This is a genomic window from Enterobacter sp. Cy-643 (genome assembly GCF_011752815.1).
GTDB lineage: Bacteria > Pseudomonadota > Gammaproteobacteria > Enterobacterales > Enterobacteriaceae > Cedecea.
In genome coordinates this window covers 125,527-143,425 of sequence record NZ_VWWV01000003.1, presented here as the reverse complement: position 1 = coordinate 143,425, position 17,899 = coordinate 125,527, and the positions used below count along the sequence as shown (strand labels likewise).

Here is a 17,899-nt window from a genome sequence, read left to right as displayed (position 1 = left end):
AGCGACGCATATTTACTGGTGCGTAACAACGATCAAACGCAGTGCATCAAGACGCCAGTTCGCCTGGCTCAGGGCTTCCATCACCTGCTGGCGATTGGTTTCGATAGCCGCAAGCTCATCATCACGAATGTTAGGGTTAACGGCCTTTAACGCTTCCAGACGGGACAGCTCAGCGCTCAGCTTCTCATCGGCTTCTTCACGAGCGGCGTCGATCAGTGCCTGAGCCGCATCGGCAACTTTCTCTTCCGCCAGTTGCAGAATAGCGTGCACGTCGGACTGCACTGCATTTACCAGTTTGCTGCCGGTATGGCGGTTAACCGCGCTGAGCTGGCGGTTGAAGCTTTCAAACTCCACCTGCGCCGCGAGGTTTGTACCGTTTTTATCCACCAGCATGCGCACCGGCGTCGGCGGCAGGAAGCGGTTGAGCTGCAGCTGTTTAGGCGCTTTGGCCTCGACAACGTACACCAGTTCCAACAGCAGTGTACCTACCGGCAGTGCTTTGTTTTTTAGCAGGGACAAGGCACAGCTACCGGTATCCCCGGACAGGATCAAATCCAGGCCGTTGCGGATGATAGGGTGTTCCCAGGTCACAAACTGCGCGTCTTCCCGGGACAAGGCGACGTCACGTTCGAAGGTGATCGTACAGCCGTCTTCCGGCAGGCCCGGGAAGTCCGGGACCAGCATATGGTCGGACGGAGTCAGCACGACCATGTTGTCGCCGCGATCGTCCTGGTTAATGCCGACGATATCAAACAGGTTCATGGCAAAGCTAACGAGGTTAGTGTCGTTATCTTGCGCTGAAATGGCTTCTGCCAGCGCCTGCGCTTTTTCACCGCCGTTGGAGTGAATTTCCAGCAGACGGTCGCGGCCCTGCTCAAGCTGCTGCTTAAGGGCATCGTGCTGTTCGCGACACTGCTTGATTAACGCGTCAAAGCCTTCGGTATTTTCCGGGGCCGCGAGATATTCGATCAGCTGCGGGTAGACGCTGTCATAAATGGTACGGCCGGTCGGGCAGGTGTGCTCGAAGGCATCCAGACCGGCATGGTACCAGTCCACCAGAACTGACTGAGCGGTTTTTTCCAGGTACGGAACGTGGATCTGGATGTCGTGCGCCTGACCAATACGGTCGAGGCGGCCAATACGCTGTTCCAGCAGGTCGGGGTTAAACGGCAGGTCAAACATCACCAGCTGACTGGCGAACTGGAAGTTACGGCCTTCTGAGCCAATCTCGGAGCACAGCAGGACCTGAGCGCCGGTATCTTCTTCCGCAAACCAGGCCGCTGCGCGGTCGCGTTCGATGATGGACATGCCTTCATGGAAGACGGCGGCGCGGATGCCTTCGCGCTCGCGCAGAACCTGCTCCAGCTGAAGCGCCGTTGCGGCCTTGGCGCAAATCACCAGCACTTTCTGCGAACGGTGGCTGGTCAGGTAACCCATCAGCCATTCAACGCGCGGATCGAAGTTCCACCAGGTGCCGGTGTCACCTTCGAACTCCTGATAAATTTGCTCCGGATACAGCATGTCCCGGGCGCGATCTTCCACGGATTTACGCGCGGCCATAATGCCGGAAACTTTAATCGCCGTTTGGTACTGGGTTGGCAGCGGCAGACGAATGGTGTGCAGTTCGCGTTTTGGGAAACCTTTCACGCCATTACGGGTGTTGCGGAACAGCACGCGGCTGGTACCGTGCCTGTCCATCAGCATGGCGATCAGCTCCTGGCGCGCGGCTTCGCTGCCTTCGCGGTCGCTGTTGGCGGTTTGCAGCAGTGGCTCGATATCCTGCTCGCCGATCAGCTCACCCATGGTATTCAGCTGCTCATTGGTCAAGCGATCTCCTGCCAGCAGCAAGGCAACGGCGTCCGCGACCGGGCGGTAATTTTGCTGCTCGTCGACGAACATGGCGAAATCATGGAAGCGGTTTGGATCCAGCAGACGCAAGCGCGCGAAGTGGCTTTCCATGCCCAGCTGTTCAGGCGTTGCGGTGAGCAACAGGACGCCAGGAACATGCTCGGCCAGCTGTTCAATGGCCTGGTATTCACGGCTGGGCGCATCTTCGCTCCACACCAGATGGTGAGCTTCATCGACAACCAGCAGATCCCACTCCGCTTCGCAGAGGTTTTCCAGGCGCTGTTTATTGCGGCGCACGAAGTCCAGCGAGCAAATGACCAATTGTTCGGTGTCAAACGGGTTGCTGCTGTCGTGCTGGGCTTCCGCGTAACGTTCATCGTCAAACAGCGCGAAGCGCAGGTTAAAGCGGCGCAGCATTTCGACCAGCCACTGATGCTGCAGGGTTTCCGGCACTACAATCAGCACGCGCTCGGCGCTACCGGCCAGCAGTTGCTGGTGGATAATCATCCCGGCTTCAATGGTTTTACCCAGGCCAACCTCATCCGCGAGCAATACGCGCGGCGCATGGCGGCGGCCAACATCATGAGCGATGTTCAGCTGGTGAGGGATCAGGCTGGTGCGCATCCCGCGCAGGCCGCTCCAAATCTGGCGCGACTGTTCGCTCTGATATTTGCGGGCGCGGAAACGCAGCGCAAAGCGGTCCATACGGTCGATTTGCCCGGCAAACAGGCGATCCTGTGGTTTGCTGAAGACCAATTTGCTGTCGAGGAACACTTCGCGCAGCAGGACCTCAGACTCTTCGGTATCGAGACGAGTACCGAGGTAGGCAAGTAAACCCTTTTCTTCCTTAACTTCATCAACTTTCAGCTGCCAGCCTTCATGGCTGGTAATCACATCGCCCGGGTTAAACATTACGCGGGTGATCGGGGAGTCATTTCTGGCGTACAGACGATTTTCACCCGTTGCCGGGAAGAGCAGGGTAACCATACGCGCATCCAGCGCCACCACAGTTCCCAGTCCCAGTTCGCTTTCGGTATCGCTGATCCAACGTTGACCAAGTGTAAAAGGCATAAGTTTTCGGCTCTATTTCAGTGACTTAAATTTGCAGGCAATAGCATGGCAACCGCGCACAGGCGGCGCAGTTGTTTAAAATTGGGTCTAAGGATTCGAAGAAAGGGCGCTATGGTACTGGATGGCAACGGATTCGTCACGCACTCGTCATGCTTCAAATTACGACGGCGCGGACCGCACTCTCTTAGCGCCTTGCCGTCAGCTGAGTTATGTAGAGTATTTTTAAAATAGCCCCATCTGCCCTGTCATCAGTGTAGCAAAGTCGTCCTCAAGGAAGGGCAAAATCCCCTCGGCGACGGGCTGCAGCTGGCGAGTAAGGTAGTGGTCATAATCCAGCGGAGATTGCTGATAATCAACCGGCTCCGGGCCGCTCAGGGTCATGACATATTTTATCGTGCCGCGGTTTTGGTATTGCGCCGGCCTGCCCAGACGTTGGTTGTGCTCATCGGCAAGCCTTGCCGCACGAACGTGAGGCGGCACGTTTTTCTGGTATTCGCTTAATGGGCGACGAAGGCGTTTGCGATAAATCAGCTGTGAATCCAGTTCACCCGCCATCAGGCTGGCAATGGTTTCACGGATGTAGTCCTGATAGGGCTCACCGCGGAAAATTCGCCAATAGAGCGTTTGCTGGAACTGCTGGGCGAGGGGCGTCCAGTCGGTGCGCACCGTTTCAAGCCCTTTAAATACCATACGCTGCTCGTCGCCTTCCTGAATGAGCCCGGCGTAGCGCTTTTTGCTGCCCTGCTCCGTTCCCCGGATGGTTGGCATCAGAAAACGACAGAAGTGCGTCTCGTATTCCAGTTCCAGGGCGCAGTCGAGATTCAGCGTGTTTTTCAGATGCTGTTGCCACCAGGTGTTGACGTACCCAACCAGCTGCTTGCCAATCTGTGCCGCGTCCTCTTCGCTCTGGGCCTTTTTCAGCCAGACAAAGGTTGAATCCGTATCGCCGTATATAACGTCATAGCCCTGGGATTCAATCAGCGCTTTTGTCTGGCGCATGATCTCGTGACCACGCATGGTGATCGATGAAGCCAGGCGCGGATCAAAAAAGCGACAGGCGCTGGTGCCCAGTACCCCGTAAAAGGCATTCATGATGATCTTGAGCGCCTGAGAAAGCGGTTTGTTGCCGTGGCGTTTTGCCTCGTCCCGGCCATGCCAGATCTGGCTTACGATCTCCGGCAGGCAGTGTTTGTCGCGGGAGAACCAGCCGCCAATGAACCCCTCAACGGAATGCGTCACATCTGGCCGGGCTGTACCTTCCACGAGGCCGACCGGATCGATTAAAAAGGTGCGGATAATCGACGGATACAGGCTTTTATAATCGAGTACCAACACGGAGTCATACAGCCCCGGGCGCGAATCCATCACATAGCCGCCGGGGCTTGCCTGCGGCGGAACCTCGCCCAGATTGGGGGCGACATAGCCTGCACGATGCATACGCGGGAAATAAAGGTGGCTGAAAGCGGCTACCGAGCCGCCGTGTTTATCCAGCGGGAGCCCGTTGACCGTCGCCCGTTCCAGCAGGAATGGCATCAGCTCAGTCTTATGAAAAATGCGCGTGACCAGCTCGCAGTCTTTGAGGTTATAGGTAGCCAGCGCGGGTTTGTCTTCGGCAAAGCGGCGGTCAATTTCATCCATGCGATCCCAGGGATTATCAATCGACTTCCCTTCACCGAGAAGTTCACGGGAGACCGTTTCCAGCGAAAACGAAGAGAAATTCCAGAACGCCGATTTTAGCGCTTCGATACCGTCGATAATCACCCGACCCGCAAGTTGGGCAAAGAAAACGCCCTGCTTAAAGCCGTGCTCACGCCATTCTAACGGGCTGTTGCCGCGGCCCAGGCGGAGCGGAACCTGGTAGCGTTCGGCCATTTTTTGCAGCACGCGCAGATCGAACTGCACGACGTTCCAGCCGATCAATACGTCGGGATCGTGCTCGGCAAACCAGCTATTCAGTTTCTCCAGCAGTAAAGGGCGGCTGGCGACGTATTCCAGCGTAAAGTCCAGCCCGCTAGCATCGCCGTTTTCAGGCCCCAGCATATAGACGTGACGCTGCCCGCAGCCTTCAAGGCCGATACAATACAGCTCCCCGTGTCGATTCGTTTCGATATCCAGCGAGACCCATTTCAGCGGCGGGCGGTATTCCGGCGCAGGCTTCAGGCGGGTATCCAGCAGCACGTCACCCTGAGGATGGCCGCTAAACCAGACCGGTGCGGTAATAAAGCGTTCCATCAGGAAGCGTTCCGGGGGGCGAATATCTGCCTCATAGACCGTCACGCCGCCGTCACGCAGCAGTTTCTCCAGCCGCATTAACTGGCGGTGCTGCTGGCAATAAAGGCCGGCCACCGGCTGGCGATGGAAGTCTTTGAGTTCAAGGGACGTCAGACGGAACGCGTTTTCAGCGGCTAGCAGACGCTGCGCCTGGGCTACCTGCGACTGGGGAATAAAAGCCACAGATTCCTGCGGCGGCAGGCGCACCTTAAGCGGGCCATCATCCGTGGCCAGCCAGAAATCCACTTCGGTACCGCGCGGGGTGTCTCGCCAGTGCCTGGTCAGCAGAAACCCCTGACGAGCTTGAGACACGCTGCATTCTCTCTCAGGAAAAGTGTTTCGATTATAGCGCAAAAGCCCGTTGGTTACTGCATTTATATACAGTGTTGTCGGCTATGCGTTGATGCAGAGTGCGAAATGTCCGGAACTTTAGCGTCTATTCTTTATTCATAGAAATGAGACCTTGACGCCTGTCACGTTAATTCTGGAGAATCGCCCGCTCGCTCATCGACGGAAAGCTTATGGAAGCCTTACTGGAACACTTTATTACACAGTCAGTTGCATATTCGCTTCTCGCGGTGATGCTGGTGGCCTTTTTTGAGTCGCTGGCGCTGGTGGGGCTTATCCTGCCTGGTACAGTGATGATGGCCGGACTTGGGGCGCTGATCGGCAGTGGCCAGGTGAATTTTTATTATGCCTGGGGCGCCGGGATCGCCGGCTGTCTGCTGGGCGACTGGATCTCGTTCTGGCTTGGACAGCGTTTCAAAGGGCCGCTGCACCGCTGGTCATTCATGAAAAAGAATAAGGCGCTGCTGGATAAAACTGAACACGCGCTGCATCAGCACAGCATGTTTACGATTCTGGTGGGACGCTTTGTTGGCCCTACGCGCCCGCTGGTGCCGATGGTTGCCGGCATGCTGGATTTACCGCTGGCGAAGTTTCTGCCGCCGAATATCATCGGGTGCCTGCTCTGGCCGCCGCTCTATTTTTTGCCGGGGATCCTCGCCGGAGCGGCCATTGATATTCCCGCAGATATGAAAAGCGCCAGCTTCAAGTGGCTGCTTTTGGCTGTAGCTTTACTGCTTTGGCTGGCCGCATGGCTATGCTGGCGTTGGTATCGTGGCGGTAAGAGCGGCTCGGATCGCCTGACCCGCTATTTACCGCCATCCCGACTAAACTGGCTGGCTCCGCTTATGCTGGTGGCGGGCATTGGCAGTTTTGTGGCCTTGTTGCAGCATCCATTGATGCCTGTGTACTGGGAGATCCTGCGGAAGGTGCTGTCTCACTAGGTGCCGATCCCCATCAGCGCGGAGGCGCTTGCCTCACCGCTGAGCAACGTGCCGGTATCGCCGTCCCATGCAATGCGCCCGTCTTTCACCACGATGCTGCGGCTGGCGATGCGGGCGGCATCTTCAATGCTGTGAGAGACCATCAGCAGCGCCAGCCGTTGCTCCCGGCATAGCTCATTGAGTAACTGCAGCATCTCTTTGCGCAGTGCCGGATCCAGCGCAGAGAAAGGTTCGTCCAGCAGCAAAACGGGCTGCTGACGAACCAGGCAGCGGGCCAGGGCAACACGCTGCCGCTGGCCGCCGGAAAGCTGAGACGGCAGGCGGTCCAGCATGTCAGTTAACCCCACGCGTTCCGTTATCTCCCGCAGCCGCTGCCTCTGGGCTTGATCAAGTTTCATTCCCGGATGCATGCCCAGGGCGATATTTTGCCGGACGGTCAAATGGCTAAACAGATTATTTTCCTGGAAAAGCATGGAAACCGGGCGGGCTGAAGGCGGTGTCCGGGTGTGATCCACGCCGTCAATGACGATGCTGCCGCTGGCCGGCTGCAGGAACCCGGCGACCAGGCTCAGCAACGTACTTTTCCCCGCCCCGCTTGGCCCCAGGATAGCAATTCGTTCCCCAGTCGCCACCTTCAGTGAAAAGCGCATGGGTAAGTGCTGGTACAGCCAGGTTACATCAGTCAGAGTTAGCATCTTGCCCCGGAAGTTTTTCAATCAAGGTAAACAGCATAAAACAAAGCAACAGCATAAGTAGCGCTGTGACCGCGCCGTCCTGGCTGCGGTAAGAGCCGATCTGCTGATACAGCCAGAAGGGCAGCGTGCGGAAGTCTTCATTGCCGAACAGCGCCACTACGCCGAAATCACCAATCGACAGGACGCAGGCAAAGGCCAGCGCCTGGGCTATTGGGCGTTTCAGCGCTTTTAACTCAATAAATCGCAGGCGATTAAAGCCGCGGATATCCAGTGACTGGCAAAGCTGAGAGTAACGTTCCGCCAGGTCTCGCATGGGGTTTTCGAGCACTTTCAGGGCGTAGGGAATCGCCATCAGCGCATTAGTAAAAATAACAATGCCGTCGGCGGATTGCGGCAGGCCCACGGTATTGTTTAGCAGCAAGAAGAAGCCGGTGGCGAGGACGATGCCCGGCATCGCCAGAATCAACATGCCGCTAAGTTCAATGATCTGCCCGGCGAAGCGCTGGTTACGCAGTCGAAGCTCACGCGAACTCCAAAGCAGCATCAGCGTCAGCATCACGCTGATAAGCCCGGCGGCAATGGCAATTCTCAGTGAAGTCCAGAGCGCATCCCAGAGGGCAGGCTGCTGCAGCACGCTGCCCATGCTGCCGTTAATCCCATCGACCATCACCGCCAGCAGCGGCGGGAGAAGCAGCAGCAGGGCGAGTAAAATGAGCAGGCCATCGCTAAGTTTTCGGCGCAGGGAATCCTGCGGATCGCGCCAGCCCTGAAGCTGGCTGACGCCGACGGGAATCGCCTTACTTAACTTCTGGCTCAACAACACCAGGCCAAGGCAGCACGCCACTTGCAGCAGAGCCAGCAATGCCGCTTTGGCGGGATCATAGTCGTAGCTTAATGCCTGAAAGATGGCCAGCTCGATGGTGGTTGCCTGCGGACCGCCGCCCAGAGAAAGCACGGTGGCGAAGCTCGCGAAGCAAAGCATAAAAATCAGGGCGCCAACCGGGAGTATCTGGCGGCGCAGCCAGGGCCACTCGACGAAACGGAAGAAATGCCAGCCCTGCATCCCCAGCTGTGCCGCCAGCTGACGCTGTTCCGAAGGGATATTGTTCAGCGCCTGCAGCAGAAGACGGGTCGCCATCGGCATATTAAAGAAGACGTGCGCCAGCAGAATGCCCTGCAGGCCATAAGGGGAAAAGTGCCATTCAAAGCCCAGCCAGCCGCAGAGCGTGGCCAGCCAGCCTTCTCGCCCATAAACGGAAAGAATGCCGAAAACGGCGACCAGTACCGGCAGCACCAGCGTCATGGCGCACAGCCTCAGCAGCGCCAGCCGGCCAGGAAAACGTCGACGGTAGAGCGCGCGGGCTAAAAATATTGCCGGGAAAACGGAAAGTGCGGCGGAAAGAAATGCCTGCCAGAAGGAGAAGCGCAGGACGTGCCAAAGATAGTCGTCCTGTAATATGGCAAAGACATCCGTCTGCGGAGCGTTAAGCCACAGCGCCAGAAAAGCCGCCAGGGCTACCGCCACGACCAGCGTTGCGGCAAAGAGCCCTGGATACAGCCAGCCTGGGATTAGCGGCTGACGGCGCGTTGCCATTCATTGATCCATACTGCGCGCTGGGTGGCCACCTGCTGAGGGAGAAATTCCAGCGTGGTTTGCGGCTTCACCAGGCTGTCGAAGCCCGCAGGTAATGCCACGTTGGTCACCGGATACATCCAGTTGCCGGTAGCAATGGTGTTCTGGAAACCTGGCGTGGTGATGAATTTGATAAATTTCTCGGCGAGTTCCGGCTGCTTGCTGTTCGCCAGTCGGCCCGCAACTTCAACCTGCAGGTAATGTCCTTCGCTGAAGTCCGCGGCGGCGTAATTGTCTTTCTTCTCTTCGATAATATGGTAGGCCGGGGAGGTGGTATAGCTCAGTACCAGGTCAGCTTCCCCTTTCAGGAACAAGCCGTAAGCTTCGCTCCAGCCTTTGGTCACGGTGACGGTTTTTTTCGCCAGCTTTTGCCAGGCTTCAGGGGCTTTATCGCCGTACACTTTTTGCATCCACAGCAGCAGGCCAAGCCCTGGGGTGCTGGTGCGCGGATCTTCGTAAATGACCTTCCATTTTTGATCGCTTTCAACCAGCTCTTTCAGGCTTTTTGGCGGGTTTTTTAGCTTGTTCTTGTCGTATACGAAAGCAAAGTAGCCGTAATCGTAAGGCACGAAGGTGCTGTTTTTCCAGCCGCCAGGCACCTGAAGGGTGGCGTTTTCCAGGTTAGAGGGGGCAAACAGTTTGGTTTGCGTGGCGGCCTCTACCAGGTTGTTGTCCAGCCCCAGCACGACGTCTGCTTTGCTGTTCTTGCCTTCCATGCGTACGCGGTTCAGCAGAGAAACGCCGTCTTCCAGCGCGACAAATTTCAGCTCGCAGTTACAGTCGGCCTCAAAGGCTTTTTTCACCGCCGGGCCAGGGCCCCAGTCGGCGGCGAACGAGTCGTAGGTGTAAACGGTTAATACAGGTTTAGCGAAAACAGGCATGGCGGCCAGCGCCAGCAGCGGCAGAAATTTTTTGAACACTTTGCACCTCAGTAAAAGGGGGCAAAGGAATTGAGTTGAGTGTCTCAAATCCCTTCGCCGGCGTTATCCGGATCAGGTTCGACGGGTATTATCTCAGCGCGGACAAACTGTCCTGGCACCCCGTTGAGCAGGGAGGATTCTACTGATTTCCTTTGGGTTACGGAAGTAATGTTACGAAAGCGTTATGGGCCCGGTGGGGCAAACCAGGCTGACTTAAAATCAAACCAGCCTAGCGTGTTCATCCTCACCCCGCGCATACTGCGCTGGCCTTCAATGCGCAACCAGTGGTGAATCAATGGGATAACGTCATTGCGCTCCAGCATTTGCTTGCACCATTCCGGCAGAGCCAGCGTTTTGCTGTGCCAGCGACGGGCATCGCCCTGCCAGTCGCCAGGGATGCATTTTTGAATCAGCGGGACTTCGTAAAGCTGGGCAAACAGGGAGTATTCCAGCGGCATGGTGAAGTTTACGCTGTTCAACCAGATGTCGCTTTCGGCCTCGCCCTGATGCCATTCAGCATAGTCTATCTCCTGCACAACCAGCTTCACGCCCTGCTCTGCCAGTAGTTCGGTCATGATGCTGCTGATTATCCGGTGCTCCACGTGGTCGCGGTAGTAGGTGAGCGTTATGCTCTCCAGCCCGGCAGGTTTCGCGAGCAGCGGCCCGGGGCGCGAATGGTGCCAACGGGGGAGCAAACCATAAGCCGGGAACCAGTACTGCTGATACTGCTCTGTAGCGCGGTAGATAAGGTTGACCGGGGACAGCACATGCCCAATCCATTGGCGCACGCTTTGATTGATGCCCAGGCTGGATCGGCTGTCGAACAGCAGGTAGTAGCAACCTTCTTCCGGGCGGCTTTCCACGGCTTTTTCGCTGTCCGGCATGCCCTGGAGCTGCACGCCACAGCTGGACTCCTCGCCAACTTCCGGCAGTACCCAAAAGTTGACCTCGTCAATGAGTGCCCGGAAGCCAAAGTAATCATCAAAGGCGTGGATCTTCAGCTGGTTGCGGTTGTTCCGCGCCACGGAATAGGGGCCCGTGCCGATGGGCTGACTGGCGAAATTTGTCATCGTTGTCCATTCGCGCGGCAGGATCATGGCGTTCACGCTGCCTAACAGCCACGGCAGCCAGTCATCCGGCTGGCTAAGGTGGATATCCAGTGTCCAGATAGTCGGCGAGGTGATTTGCGTGATATGGGCAAAAAGCGGCAGGGCGTTGATGCGCTGCAGGGAAGAGATGATATCCAGCATGTCCAGCTCACGCCCGTGGTGAAAATGGATGCCGGGACGCAGGAAGAAGCGCCAGCGTAAAGGGGAAATTTGCTGCCAGTGGTGAGCGATATCCGCTTCGAGTTCCCCATTTTCCTCATTTATGCGCGTCAGGCCGCTAAAAATCTGGCGGGCGATGTGGGTTTCGGAGCGACGCAGCGCCGAACCGGGCAGCAGGTTTAACAGCGGGCGATAGTAAAGGACACGCAGAATATGTCGGCCCTGGCGAAAACTGCGGCCAAGATGAGAGATAAGCATCTGGCGGACGGCAGCTTTGTCGCCGACGATTTGAACCAGCTGATCGATGCGATCCTGCTCCAGCAGATCTTCCGCCCGCTGCTGCTGAAGCGCCAGCCCGGTATAGAGGAAAGTGAGCTGCGAGCGCTTGCCTCGTCCGGCTTCCGCCTGCCAGCTTAGCCAGCCCTTTTCCTGCATCGCATTAAGCAGCGTGCGCATATGGCGGCGGGAACAGCTCAGCAAATCTGCCAAATCATTCAGGGTGGTTTCCTGAGGTTTGCCTTCGCAGCATTGCCACAGGCGGATGAATTGTTGTTGCAGACGTGACGAAGACATAAAAGAGGAACTCCTGGCGGAAACTCATCAATTTAACTCTCCCTATATTACGTCAATAATGACTGTCGATGAAGCGAGGAGGTGTTTATGAAGCGGTCATCACCTGCGAAGTTTTTCCAACAGTACTTTGCCGCAACACAGTTTGTTTGCTCTGGATGGCTGGCTCGCCTGACGGTGGAGCAAAGACTAAGGATGCTCGAAGACTTGATGCAGTGGGAGGTTACAACCCCGATGCCCGAGAACGCCAACGCGCCGACTCATGTGTGACTGAGTATTGGTGCTTTTCACCGGCCAGCAGCTGTTTACTGCTGGCTTTTTTCGTTTAATCTTTATGCAGTTAGCAAATACCTCTGACGATATCTCCTTTTAAGGACACTCCATGCTCTGGTTTTTGACCCGCGCACGCCGTTTTAACCCTGTATACGCTGCCTTCATGGCCGTCTCTTTTATGATTGGCGTGGCCGGTGCGCTTCAGGCACCGACGCTTAGCCTCTTTTTAACTCGCGAGGTTGAAGTGCGGCCGTTTTGGGTTGGCCTGTTTTACACCGTTAACGCGATTGCCGGGATTGGCGTCAGTTTGCTGCTGGCTAAAAGGTCAGATAGCCGGGGCGACAGGCGCAAACTGATTATGGTTTGCTGCGCGATGGCGGTAGCAAACTGCGTTCTTTTTGCCTTTAATCGTCATTATCTGACGCTGATTACGCTTGGCGTGATGTTTGCTTCAATCGCCAATACCGCAATGCCGCAGATCTTTGCCCTGGCGCGTGAGTACGCCGACCGTTCCGCCCGTGAAGTAGTGATGTTCAGCTCGATCATGCGGGCGCAGCTTTCTCTGGCGTGGGTTATTGGGCCGCCGCTCTCTTTTATGCTGGCGCTGAAATATGGCTTTACCACGATGTTTCTTATCGCTGCCGGGATATTCGTTATTTCACTGGCGCTGATTATTTTCGCGCTGCCGTCCGTGCCGAGAGCTGAACAGCCCGCGGAGGTGGCGATAACGCAGGTCAGCGGCTGGAAAGACAGTAATGTGCGGATGCTGTTTATTGCTTCGATGCTGATGTGGACCTGCAACACCATGTACATCATCGATATGCCGCTGTGGATAAGCCAGGATCTTGGGCTGCCGGATGAGCTGGCGGGGTTATTAATGGGGACGGCTGCAGGGATTGAGATCCCCGCGATGATCCTCGCCGGCTACTATGTGAAGCGCTTTGGAAAACGTAACATGATGGTGGCGGCGGTTGCTGCTGGCATCCTGTTTTATGTTGGGCTGATTCTGTTCCACTCAAAAACGGCACTTGTTGCCTTACAGCTGTTCAATGCGGTGTTTATCGGGATCATTGCGGGAATAGGTATGCTGTGGTTCCAGGATTTGATGCCGGGAAGACCGGGATCTGCAACGACGCTATTCACCAACAGTATTTCAACGGGTGTGATTCTGGCTGGGTTACTTCAGGGCGCGTTGGCGGAAGGTCTTGGTCACTACTCTGTTTACTGGCTGATGGCGTCGCTTGCGGTGGTCGCGCTGTTCCTGACTAGCCGGGTTAAGAACGTTTAAAATTTTCCCCTCTCATGAGCGAGAGGGGAAAAGGAATTAGCGCATAAATGCCGGCAGTTTTTGCTCGTAGCCTGAGATGGCGGCTTCGTGCTGCAGCGTCAGGCCGATACTGTCCAGGCCGTTCAGCATGCAGTGACGGCGGAAGCTATCCAGCTCAAACGCATAACTTTTATCGCCCGCCTGAACCGTCTGCGCTTCAAGGTCGACGACAAATTTAATGCCGGGTTGGGCATCGACCAGCTTGAACAGTTCATCTACCTGCTCATCGCTTAAGATAACCGGCAACAGCTGGTTGTTAAACGAGTTGCCATAGAAGATGTCCGCGAAGCTTGGGGCAATCACCACTTTGAAACCGTAGTCGGTTAATGCCCACGGGGCGTGCTCTCGGGAAGAGCCGCAGCCGAAGTTTTCGCGTGCCAGCAAAATTGAAGCGCCTTTAAATTCCGGGTAGTTCAGCACGAACTCAGGGTTAGGCACTTGCCCGGCATCGTCCAGAAAACGCCAGTCGTTAAACAGATGGGCGCCAAAACCGGTGCGAGTGACTTTCTGCAAAAACTGCTTAGGAATGATGGCATCGGTATCGACGTTTGCCGCATCCAGCGGAACGACCAGGCCGGTATGTTGGATAAATTTCTCTGCCATGGTAGTTCCCCTTATTTCAGTGTACGAATGTCGGCAAAATGACCGGAAACGGCGGCTGCAGCTGCCATCGCTGGGCTGACCAGATGAGTACGCCCGCCGCGGCCCTGACGGCCTTCGAAGTTGCGGTTGCTGGTGGAGGCGCAACGTTCGCCAGGGTTCAGGCGGTCGTTGTTCATGGCCAGACACATGGAACAGCCAGGCAAGCGCCACTCAAAACCGGCTTCAATGAAGATCTTATCCAGTCCTTCAGACTCGGCCTGAGCTTTGACCGGGCCTGAGCCTGGCACAACCATTGCCAACACGCCTGGTGCGACTTTACGACCTTTGGCAACTTCAGCTGCCGCGCGCAGGTCTTCGATACGTGAGTTGGTGCAGGAGCCGATAAAGACTTTATCGATAGCCACTTCGGTCAGCGGAATACCCGGCTTCAGGCCCATATAGGCCAGCGCTTTTTCTGCCGAGGCACGCTCCACCGGATCGCTAAAGGACTCCGGGTTAGGAATGATATCGGTGACGGAAATCACCTGACCTGGGTTGGTTCCCCAGGTAACCTGTGGAGCGATGTCGGCGGCGTCTAAGGTGACGATAGTGTCAAATTGTGCGCCTTCGTCGGTGCTGAAGGTTTTCCAGTATTCGACGGCCTCATCCCAGTCGGCTCCTTTCGGGGCATGCAAACGGCCTTTTACATAGCTGAAAGTGGTTTCATCCGGCGCAACAATCCCGGCTTTAGCCCCCATTTCAATGGCCATGTTGCACAGCGTCATACGACCCTCCATGCTCAGGGCACGAATAGCGTCTCCGCAGAATTCAACCACATGACCGGTGCCGCCTGCGCTGCCGGTTTTGCCGATGATTGCCAGCACGATGTCTTTAGCCGTGATCCCTGGGGCGGCTTTGCCCTGGACTTCAATTTTCATGGTTTTCGCGCGCCCCTGTTTCAGGGTCTGCGTGGCCAGGACGTGCTCAACTTCGGAAGTACCAATCCCAAAAGCCAGCGCGCCGAATGCGCCGTGAGTCGCGGTATGGGAATCGCCGCACACGATAGTCATGCCCGGCAGAGTGATCCCTTGTTCTGGCCCCATAACGTGAACGATGCCCTGATAAGGGTGATTCAGATCGTACAGCTCAACGCCAAACTCTTGGCAGTTCTTCATCAGCTCCTGCATCTGAATGCGGGCCATCTCGCCGGAGGCGTTGATGTCCTTAGTTTGGGTCGACACGTTGTGATCCATAGTGGCGAAGGTTTTTCCCGGCTGACGAACCGGACGGCCATGGGCGCGCAATCCATCAAAGGCCTGAGGGGAAGTCACTTCATGCACCAGATGGCGATCGATATACAGCAGCGGTGTCTCTTCCGGGGCTTCATACACGACGTGGGCGTCGTACAACTTCTGATATAAGGTCCTGGCCATGATTATTTCCCCTGAGCGATGTAGCGGGCAATGATATCGCCCATTTCGTCGGTGCTGACTGCGTGACCATCGCGGGCTAAATCCCCGGTACGGTGGCCTTCTTCTAACGCGCGATTAATGGCGCTTTCGATAGCCTGCGCGGCCTCTTCGGCATCCAGGCTATAGCGCAACAGCAGCGCCAGCGACAGGATTTGCGCGATAGGGTTGGCAATGTTCTTCCCGGCGATATCCGGTGCTGAACCGCCCGCAGGTTCGTATAAGCCAAAACCTTGTTCGTTGAGGCTGGCAGAAGGCAGCATGCCCATAGATCCGGTGATCATGGCGCATTCGTCGGACAGAATGTCGCCGAACAGGTTGGAACACAGCAGAACGTCGAACTGCGACGGATCTTTAATTAACTGCATGGTGGCGTTGTCGATATACATGTGAGACAGCGACACATCCGGGTATTCTTTGGCGATTTCGTTGACGATTTCACGCCATAACAGAGACGTTTGCAGCACGTTGGCTTTATCAATAGAGGTCACTTTGCTGCGGCGCTTGCGGGCAGACTCAAAGGCGATGCGCGCAATCCGCTCGATCTCAAAGCGGTGGTAAACTTCAGTGTCGTAGGCTTTCTCGTGTATACCGCTACCTTCGCGGCCTTTCGGCTGGCCGAAGTAAATCCCGCCGGTCAGTTCGCGAACGCACAGAATGTCGAAGCCGTTTGCCGCGATGTCGGCGCGCAGCGGGCAAAACTCTTCCAGCCCCTGATACAGACGCGCCGGGCGCAGGTTGCTAAAAAGTTTAAAATGTTTACGCAACGGCAGCAGGGCACCACGCTCAGGCTGTTCTGCTGGCGGCAGGTGTTCCCACTTTGGGCCGCCTACGGAACCGAACAGAATCGCGTCGGCCTGTTCACAACCTTCGACCGTGGCCTGCGGCAGAGGACTGCCGTGGCGATCGATGGCGGCACCGCCGACGTCATAGGTACTGGTGCTGATGCGAATATCAAAGCGATTGCGGACTGCATCCAGTACTTTCAGGGCCTGAGCCATGACTTCCGGGCCAATACCGTCACCCGGCAAAACTGCAATATGGTAATTTTTCGACATTACACGGTTTCCTGATTTTGTTCTTTATTCTGATGTTGAGCTTTGCGTTGCAATTCTTTTTCGACTTCACCAGCACGCCAGATGTTGTTCAGCACGTGGACCATGGCTTTGGCTGATGATTCGACGATGTCGGTTGTCAGACCCACACCGTGGAATCGGCGGCCGTTGTAATCCACCACGATATCCACCTGACCCAGCGCGTCTTTGCCCTGGCCTTTGGCGGTTAAGCTGTATTTCACCAGCTCAATGTTGTATTCGGTGATGCGGTTAATTGCCTGGTAGACGGCATCCACCGGGCCGTTACCGTTTGCTGCTTCGGCTTTGACCTCTTCGCCGCAAACCAGCTTCACGGATGCCGTCGCGATACCGTTAGAACCAGACTGCACGCTGAAATAATCCAGGCTGAAGTGCTCTGGCTCTTCCTGCTGCTTGTTGATGAAGGCCAATGCTTCCAGGTCGTAGTCAAATACCTGGCCTTTTTTATCTGCCAGCTTCAGGAAGGCGTCATACAGGTTATCCAGATTGTAATCAGCCTCTTTGTAACCCATCTCGTCCATGCGGTGCTTCACCGCGGCCCGGCCGGAGCGTGAGGTCAGGTTCAGCTGTACCTGATTCAGGCCGATGGATTCTGGCGTCATGATTTCGTAGTTTTCGCGATTTTTCAGCACGCCGTCCTGGTGAATTCCGGAGGAGTGCGCGAAGGCGCCGGTACCGACAATAGCTTTGTTGGCCGGAATTGGCATATTGCAGATTTGGCTAACCATCTGACTGGTGCGCCAGATTTCCTGATGGTTGATGTTGGTGTGCAGGTTCATAATGTCCTTACGCACCTTGATAGCCATGATGACTTCTTCCAGTGAACAGTTACCCGCCCGTTCACCGATGCCGTTCATTGCGCCTTCCACCTGACGAGCGCCCGCATGGACCGCCGCCATGGCATTACCCACCGCCAGCCCCAAATCGTCGTGGGTATGCACGGAAATGATTGCCTTATCAATGTTTGGCACGCGCTCATACAGGCCGGTGATGATGTTAGAGAACTCAAACGGCATGGTGTAGCCGACGGTATCCGGGATGTTAATGGTGGTTGCGCCTGCGTTGATGGCGGCTTCCACTACGCGAGCCAGGTCTGCAATCGGCGTACGTCCAGCATCTTCACAGGAGAACTCTACGTCATCGGTGTAATTACGGGCGCGTTTAACCATATAGATGGCGCGTTCAATCACTTCGTCCAGTGTGCTGCGCAGCTTGGTGGCGATGTGCATTGGCGAGGTGGCAATAAAAGTATGAATACGGAAGGCTTCAGCGACTTTCAAGGATTCAGCGGCAACATCAATGTCTTTCTCAACGCAGCGAGCCAGGCCGCAAACACGGCTGTTTTTGATATTGCGAGCAATGGTCTGCACTGATTCGAAATCGCCCGGGGAAGAGACAGGGAAGCCGACTTCCATGACGTCGACGCCCATACGCTCCAGCGCCATAGCGATCTGCAACTTCTCTTTTACGCTCAGGCTTGCCTGTAAAGCCTGTTCGCCGTCGCGCAATGTAGTATCAAAAATAATGACTTGCTGGCTCATGGTTCGGTCCTTTATCTCTTTGGGTGCCTTCGCGACGAGCATAAAAAA

Annotated in this window: 13 protein-coding genes and 1 riboswitch; of the genes, 3 read left to right on the top strand and 10 right to left on the bottom strand. The window is 56.0% G+C overall.

What is annotated here, in order from left to right; translation table 11 throughout:
* Window positions 1-12 precede the first annotated feature (12 nt).
* Entirely contained in the window at window positions 13-2,919 is a 2,907-nt protein-coding gene (gene rapA, locus F3J29_RS13695; protein ID WP_166866864.1) for an RNA polymerase-associated protein RapA, read from the bottom strand.
* A 222-nt stretch (window positions 2,920-3,141) separates the two neighbouring features.
* Window positions 3,142-5,502 carry a DNA polymerase II gene (polB, locus tag F3J29_RS13690; protein WP_166866862.1) on the bottom strand — a complete coding sequence of 787 codons (2,361 nt, stop codon included), beginning with the start codon at window positions 5,500-5,502 and terminating at the stop codon, window positions 3,142-3,144.
* A 209-nt stretch (window positions 5,503-5,711) separates the two neighbouring features.
* Here polB and F3J29_RS13685 point away from each other — a divergent pair, with 209 nt between their 5' ends.
* Window positions 5,712-6,479 (top strand): DedA family protein, encoded by a 768-nt coding sequence (locus tag F3J29_RS13685; protein WP_166866860.1) that lies wholly within the window; start codon window positions 5,712-5,714, stop codon window positions 6,477-6,479.
* Here F3J29_RS13685 and thiQ read toward each other — a convergent pair.
* The 4 genes from thiQ to sgrR all read right to left on the bottom strand — a co-directional run bounded on the left by thiQ (window position 6,476) and on the right by sgrR (window position 11,568).
* Window positions 6,476-7,174, bottom strand: a complete 699-nt coding sequence (gene thiQ / locus F3J29_RS13680) for a thiamine ABC transporter ATP-binding protein ThiQ (RefSeq protein WP_166866859.1) — start codon at window positions 7,172-7,174, stop codon at window positions 6,476-6,478. The genes F3J29_RS13685 and thiQ overlap by 4 nt on opposite strands.
* The gene (gene thiP / locus F3J29_RS13675; RefSeq protein ID WP_166866857.1) at window positions 7,158-8,768 is read right to left on the bottom strand and encodes a thiamine/thiamine pyrophosphate ABC transporter permease ThiP; all 1,611 of its coding nucleotides are present in this window, start codon (window positions 8,766-8,768) and stop codon (window positions 7,158-7,160) included. The genes thiQ and thiP overlap by 17 nt, the downstream gene beginning before the upstream one ends.
* A complete protein-coding gene (thiB, locus tag F3J29_RS13670; RefSeq protein WP_166866855.1) occupies window positions 8,744-9,727 on the bottom strand; it encodes a thiamine ABC transporter substrate binding subunit in 984 nt (327 codons plus the stop codon). Before thiB ends, thiP begins: the two co-directional genes overlap by 25 nt.
* A 31-nt stretch (window positions 9,728-9,758) precedes the next feature.
* A riboswitch (TPP riboswitch) is annotated at window positions 9,759-9,860 on the bottom strand.
* Between the two features lie 49 nt (window positions 9,861-9,909).
* Window positions 9,910-11,568, bottom strand: coding sequence for an HTH-type transcriptional regulator SgrR (gene sgrR / locus F3J29_RS13665; protein ID WP_166866853.1), 1,659 nt, complete (start codon window positions 11,566-11,568; stop codon window positions 9,910-9,912).
* Window positions 11,569-11,655: 87 nt separating this feature from the next.
* Here sgrR and sgrT point away from each other — a divergent pair, with 87 nt between their 5' ends.
* Together sgrT and F3J29_RS13655 are read left to right on the top strand one after the other, a co-directional pair.
* Window positions 11,656-11,835 carry a glucose uptake inhibitor SgrT gene (sgrT, locus tag F3J29_RS13660; protein WP_008461749.1) on the top strand — a complete coding sequence of 60 codons (180 nt, stop codon included), beginning with the start codon at window positions 11,656-11,658 and terminating at the stop codon, window positions 11,833-11,835.
* Window positions 11,836-11,947: 112 nt separating this feature from the next.
* Window positions 11,948-13,126: a sugar efflux transporter gene (locus F3J29_RS13655; protein ID WP_166866850.1), complete on the top strand. Its 1,179-nt coding sequence runs from the start codon at window positions 11,948-11,950 to the stop codon at window positions 13,124-13,126.
* A gap of 36 nt (window positions 13,127-13,162) precedes the next feature.
* On the opposite strand, the gene leuD is transcribed toward F3J29_RS13655, so the two are convergent.
* The 4 genes from leuD to leuA are packed head-to-tail and all read right to left on the bottom strand — an operon-like array spanning window position 13,163 to window position 17,851.
* Complete coding sequence (leuD, locus tag F3J29_RS13650; RefSeq protein WP_166866848.1) at window positions 13,163-13,768, bottom strand: 3-isopropylmalate dehydratase small subunit; 606 nt, start codon at window positions 13,766-13,768, stop codon at window positions 13,163-13,165.
* Between the two features lie 11 nt (window positions 13,769-13,779).
* Window positions 13,780-15,180, bottom strand: a complete 1,401-nt coding sequence (gene leuC / locus F3J29_RS13645) for a 3-isopropylmalate dehydratase large subunit (protein ID WP_166866846.1) — start codon at window positions 15,178-15,180, stop codon at window positions 13,780-13,782.
* A 2-nt stretch (window positions 15,181-15,182) separates the two neighbouring features.
* On the bottom strand, window positions 15,183-16,274 hold the full coding sequence (gene leuB, locus F3J29_RS13640; RefSeq protein ID WP_166866845.1) for a 3-isopropylmalate dehydrogenase: 1,092 nt from the start codon (window positions 16,272-16,274) through the stop codon (window positions 15,183-15,185).
* On the bottom strand, window positions 16,274-17,851 hold the full coding sequence (leuA, locus tag F3J29_RS13635) for a 2-isopropylmalate synthase (RefSeq protein WP_166866843.1): 1,578 nt from the start codon (window positions 17,849-17,851) through the stop codon (window positions 16,274-16,276). Before leuA ends, leuB begins: the two co-directional genes overlap by 1 nt.
* Between the last annotated feature and the right edge of the window lie 48 nt (window positions 17,852-17,899).

Bases quoted from the DNA above. Each gene is read 5' to 3' on its own strand.
- rapA (WP_166866864.1), bottom strand. From the start codon at position 2,919: ATGCCTTTTACACTTGGTCAACGTTGGATCAGCGATACCGAAAGCGAA.
- F3J29_RS13685 (WP_166866860.1), top strand. From the start codon at position 5,712: ATGGAAGCCTTACTGGAACACTTTATTACACAGTCAGTTGCATATTCG.
- thiQ (WP_166866859.1), bottom strand. From the start codon at position 7,174: ATGCTAACTCTGACTGATGTAACCTGGCTGTACCAGCACTTACCCATG.
- thiP (WP_166866857.1), bottom strand. From the start codon at position 8,768: ATGGCAACGCGCCGTCAGCCGCTAATCCCAGGCTGGCTGTATCCAGGG.
- sgrR (WP_166866853.1), bottom strand. From the start codon at position 11,568: ATGTCTTCGTCACGTCTGCAACAACAATTCATCCGCCTGTGGCAATGC.
- sgrT (WP_008461749.1), top strand. From the start codon at position 11,656: ATGAAGCGGTCATCACCTGCGAAGTTTTTCCAACAGTACTTTGCCGCA.
- F3J29_RS13655 (WP_166866850.1), top strand. From the start codon at position 11,948: ATGCTCTGGTTTTTGACCCGCGCACGCCGTTTTAACCCTGTATACGCT.
- leuD (WP_166866848.1), bottom strand. From the start codon at position 13,768: ATGGCAGAGAAATTTATCCAACATACCGGCCTGGTCGTTCCGCTGGAT.
- leuC (WP_166866846.1), bottom strand. From the start codon at position 15,180: ATGGCCAGGACCTTATATCAGAAGTTGTACGACGCCCACGTCGTGTAT.
- leuB (WP_166866845.1), bottom strand. From the start codon at position 16,274: ATGTCGAAAAATTACCATATTGCAGTTTTGCCGGGTGACGGTATTGGC.
- leuA (WP_166866843.1), bottom strand. From the start codon at position 17,851: ATGAGCCAGCAAGTCATTATTTTTGATACTACATTGCGCGACGGCGAA.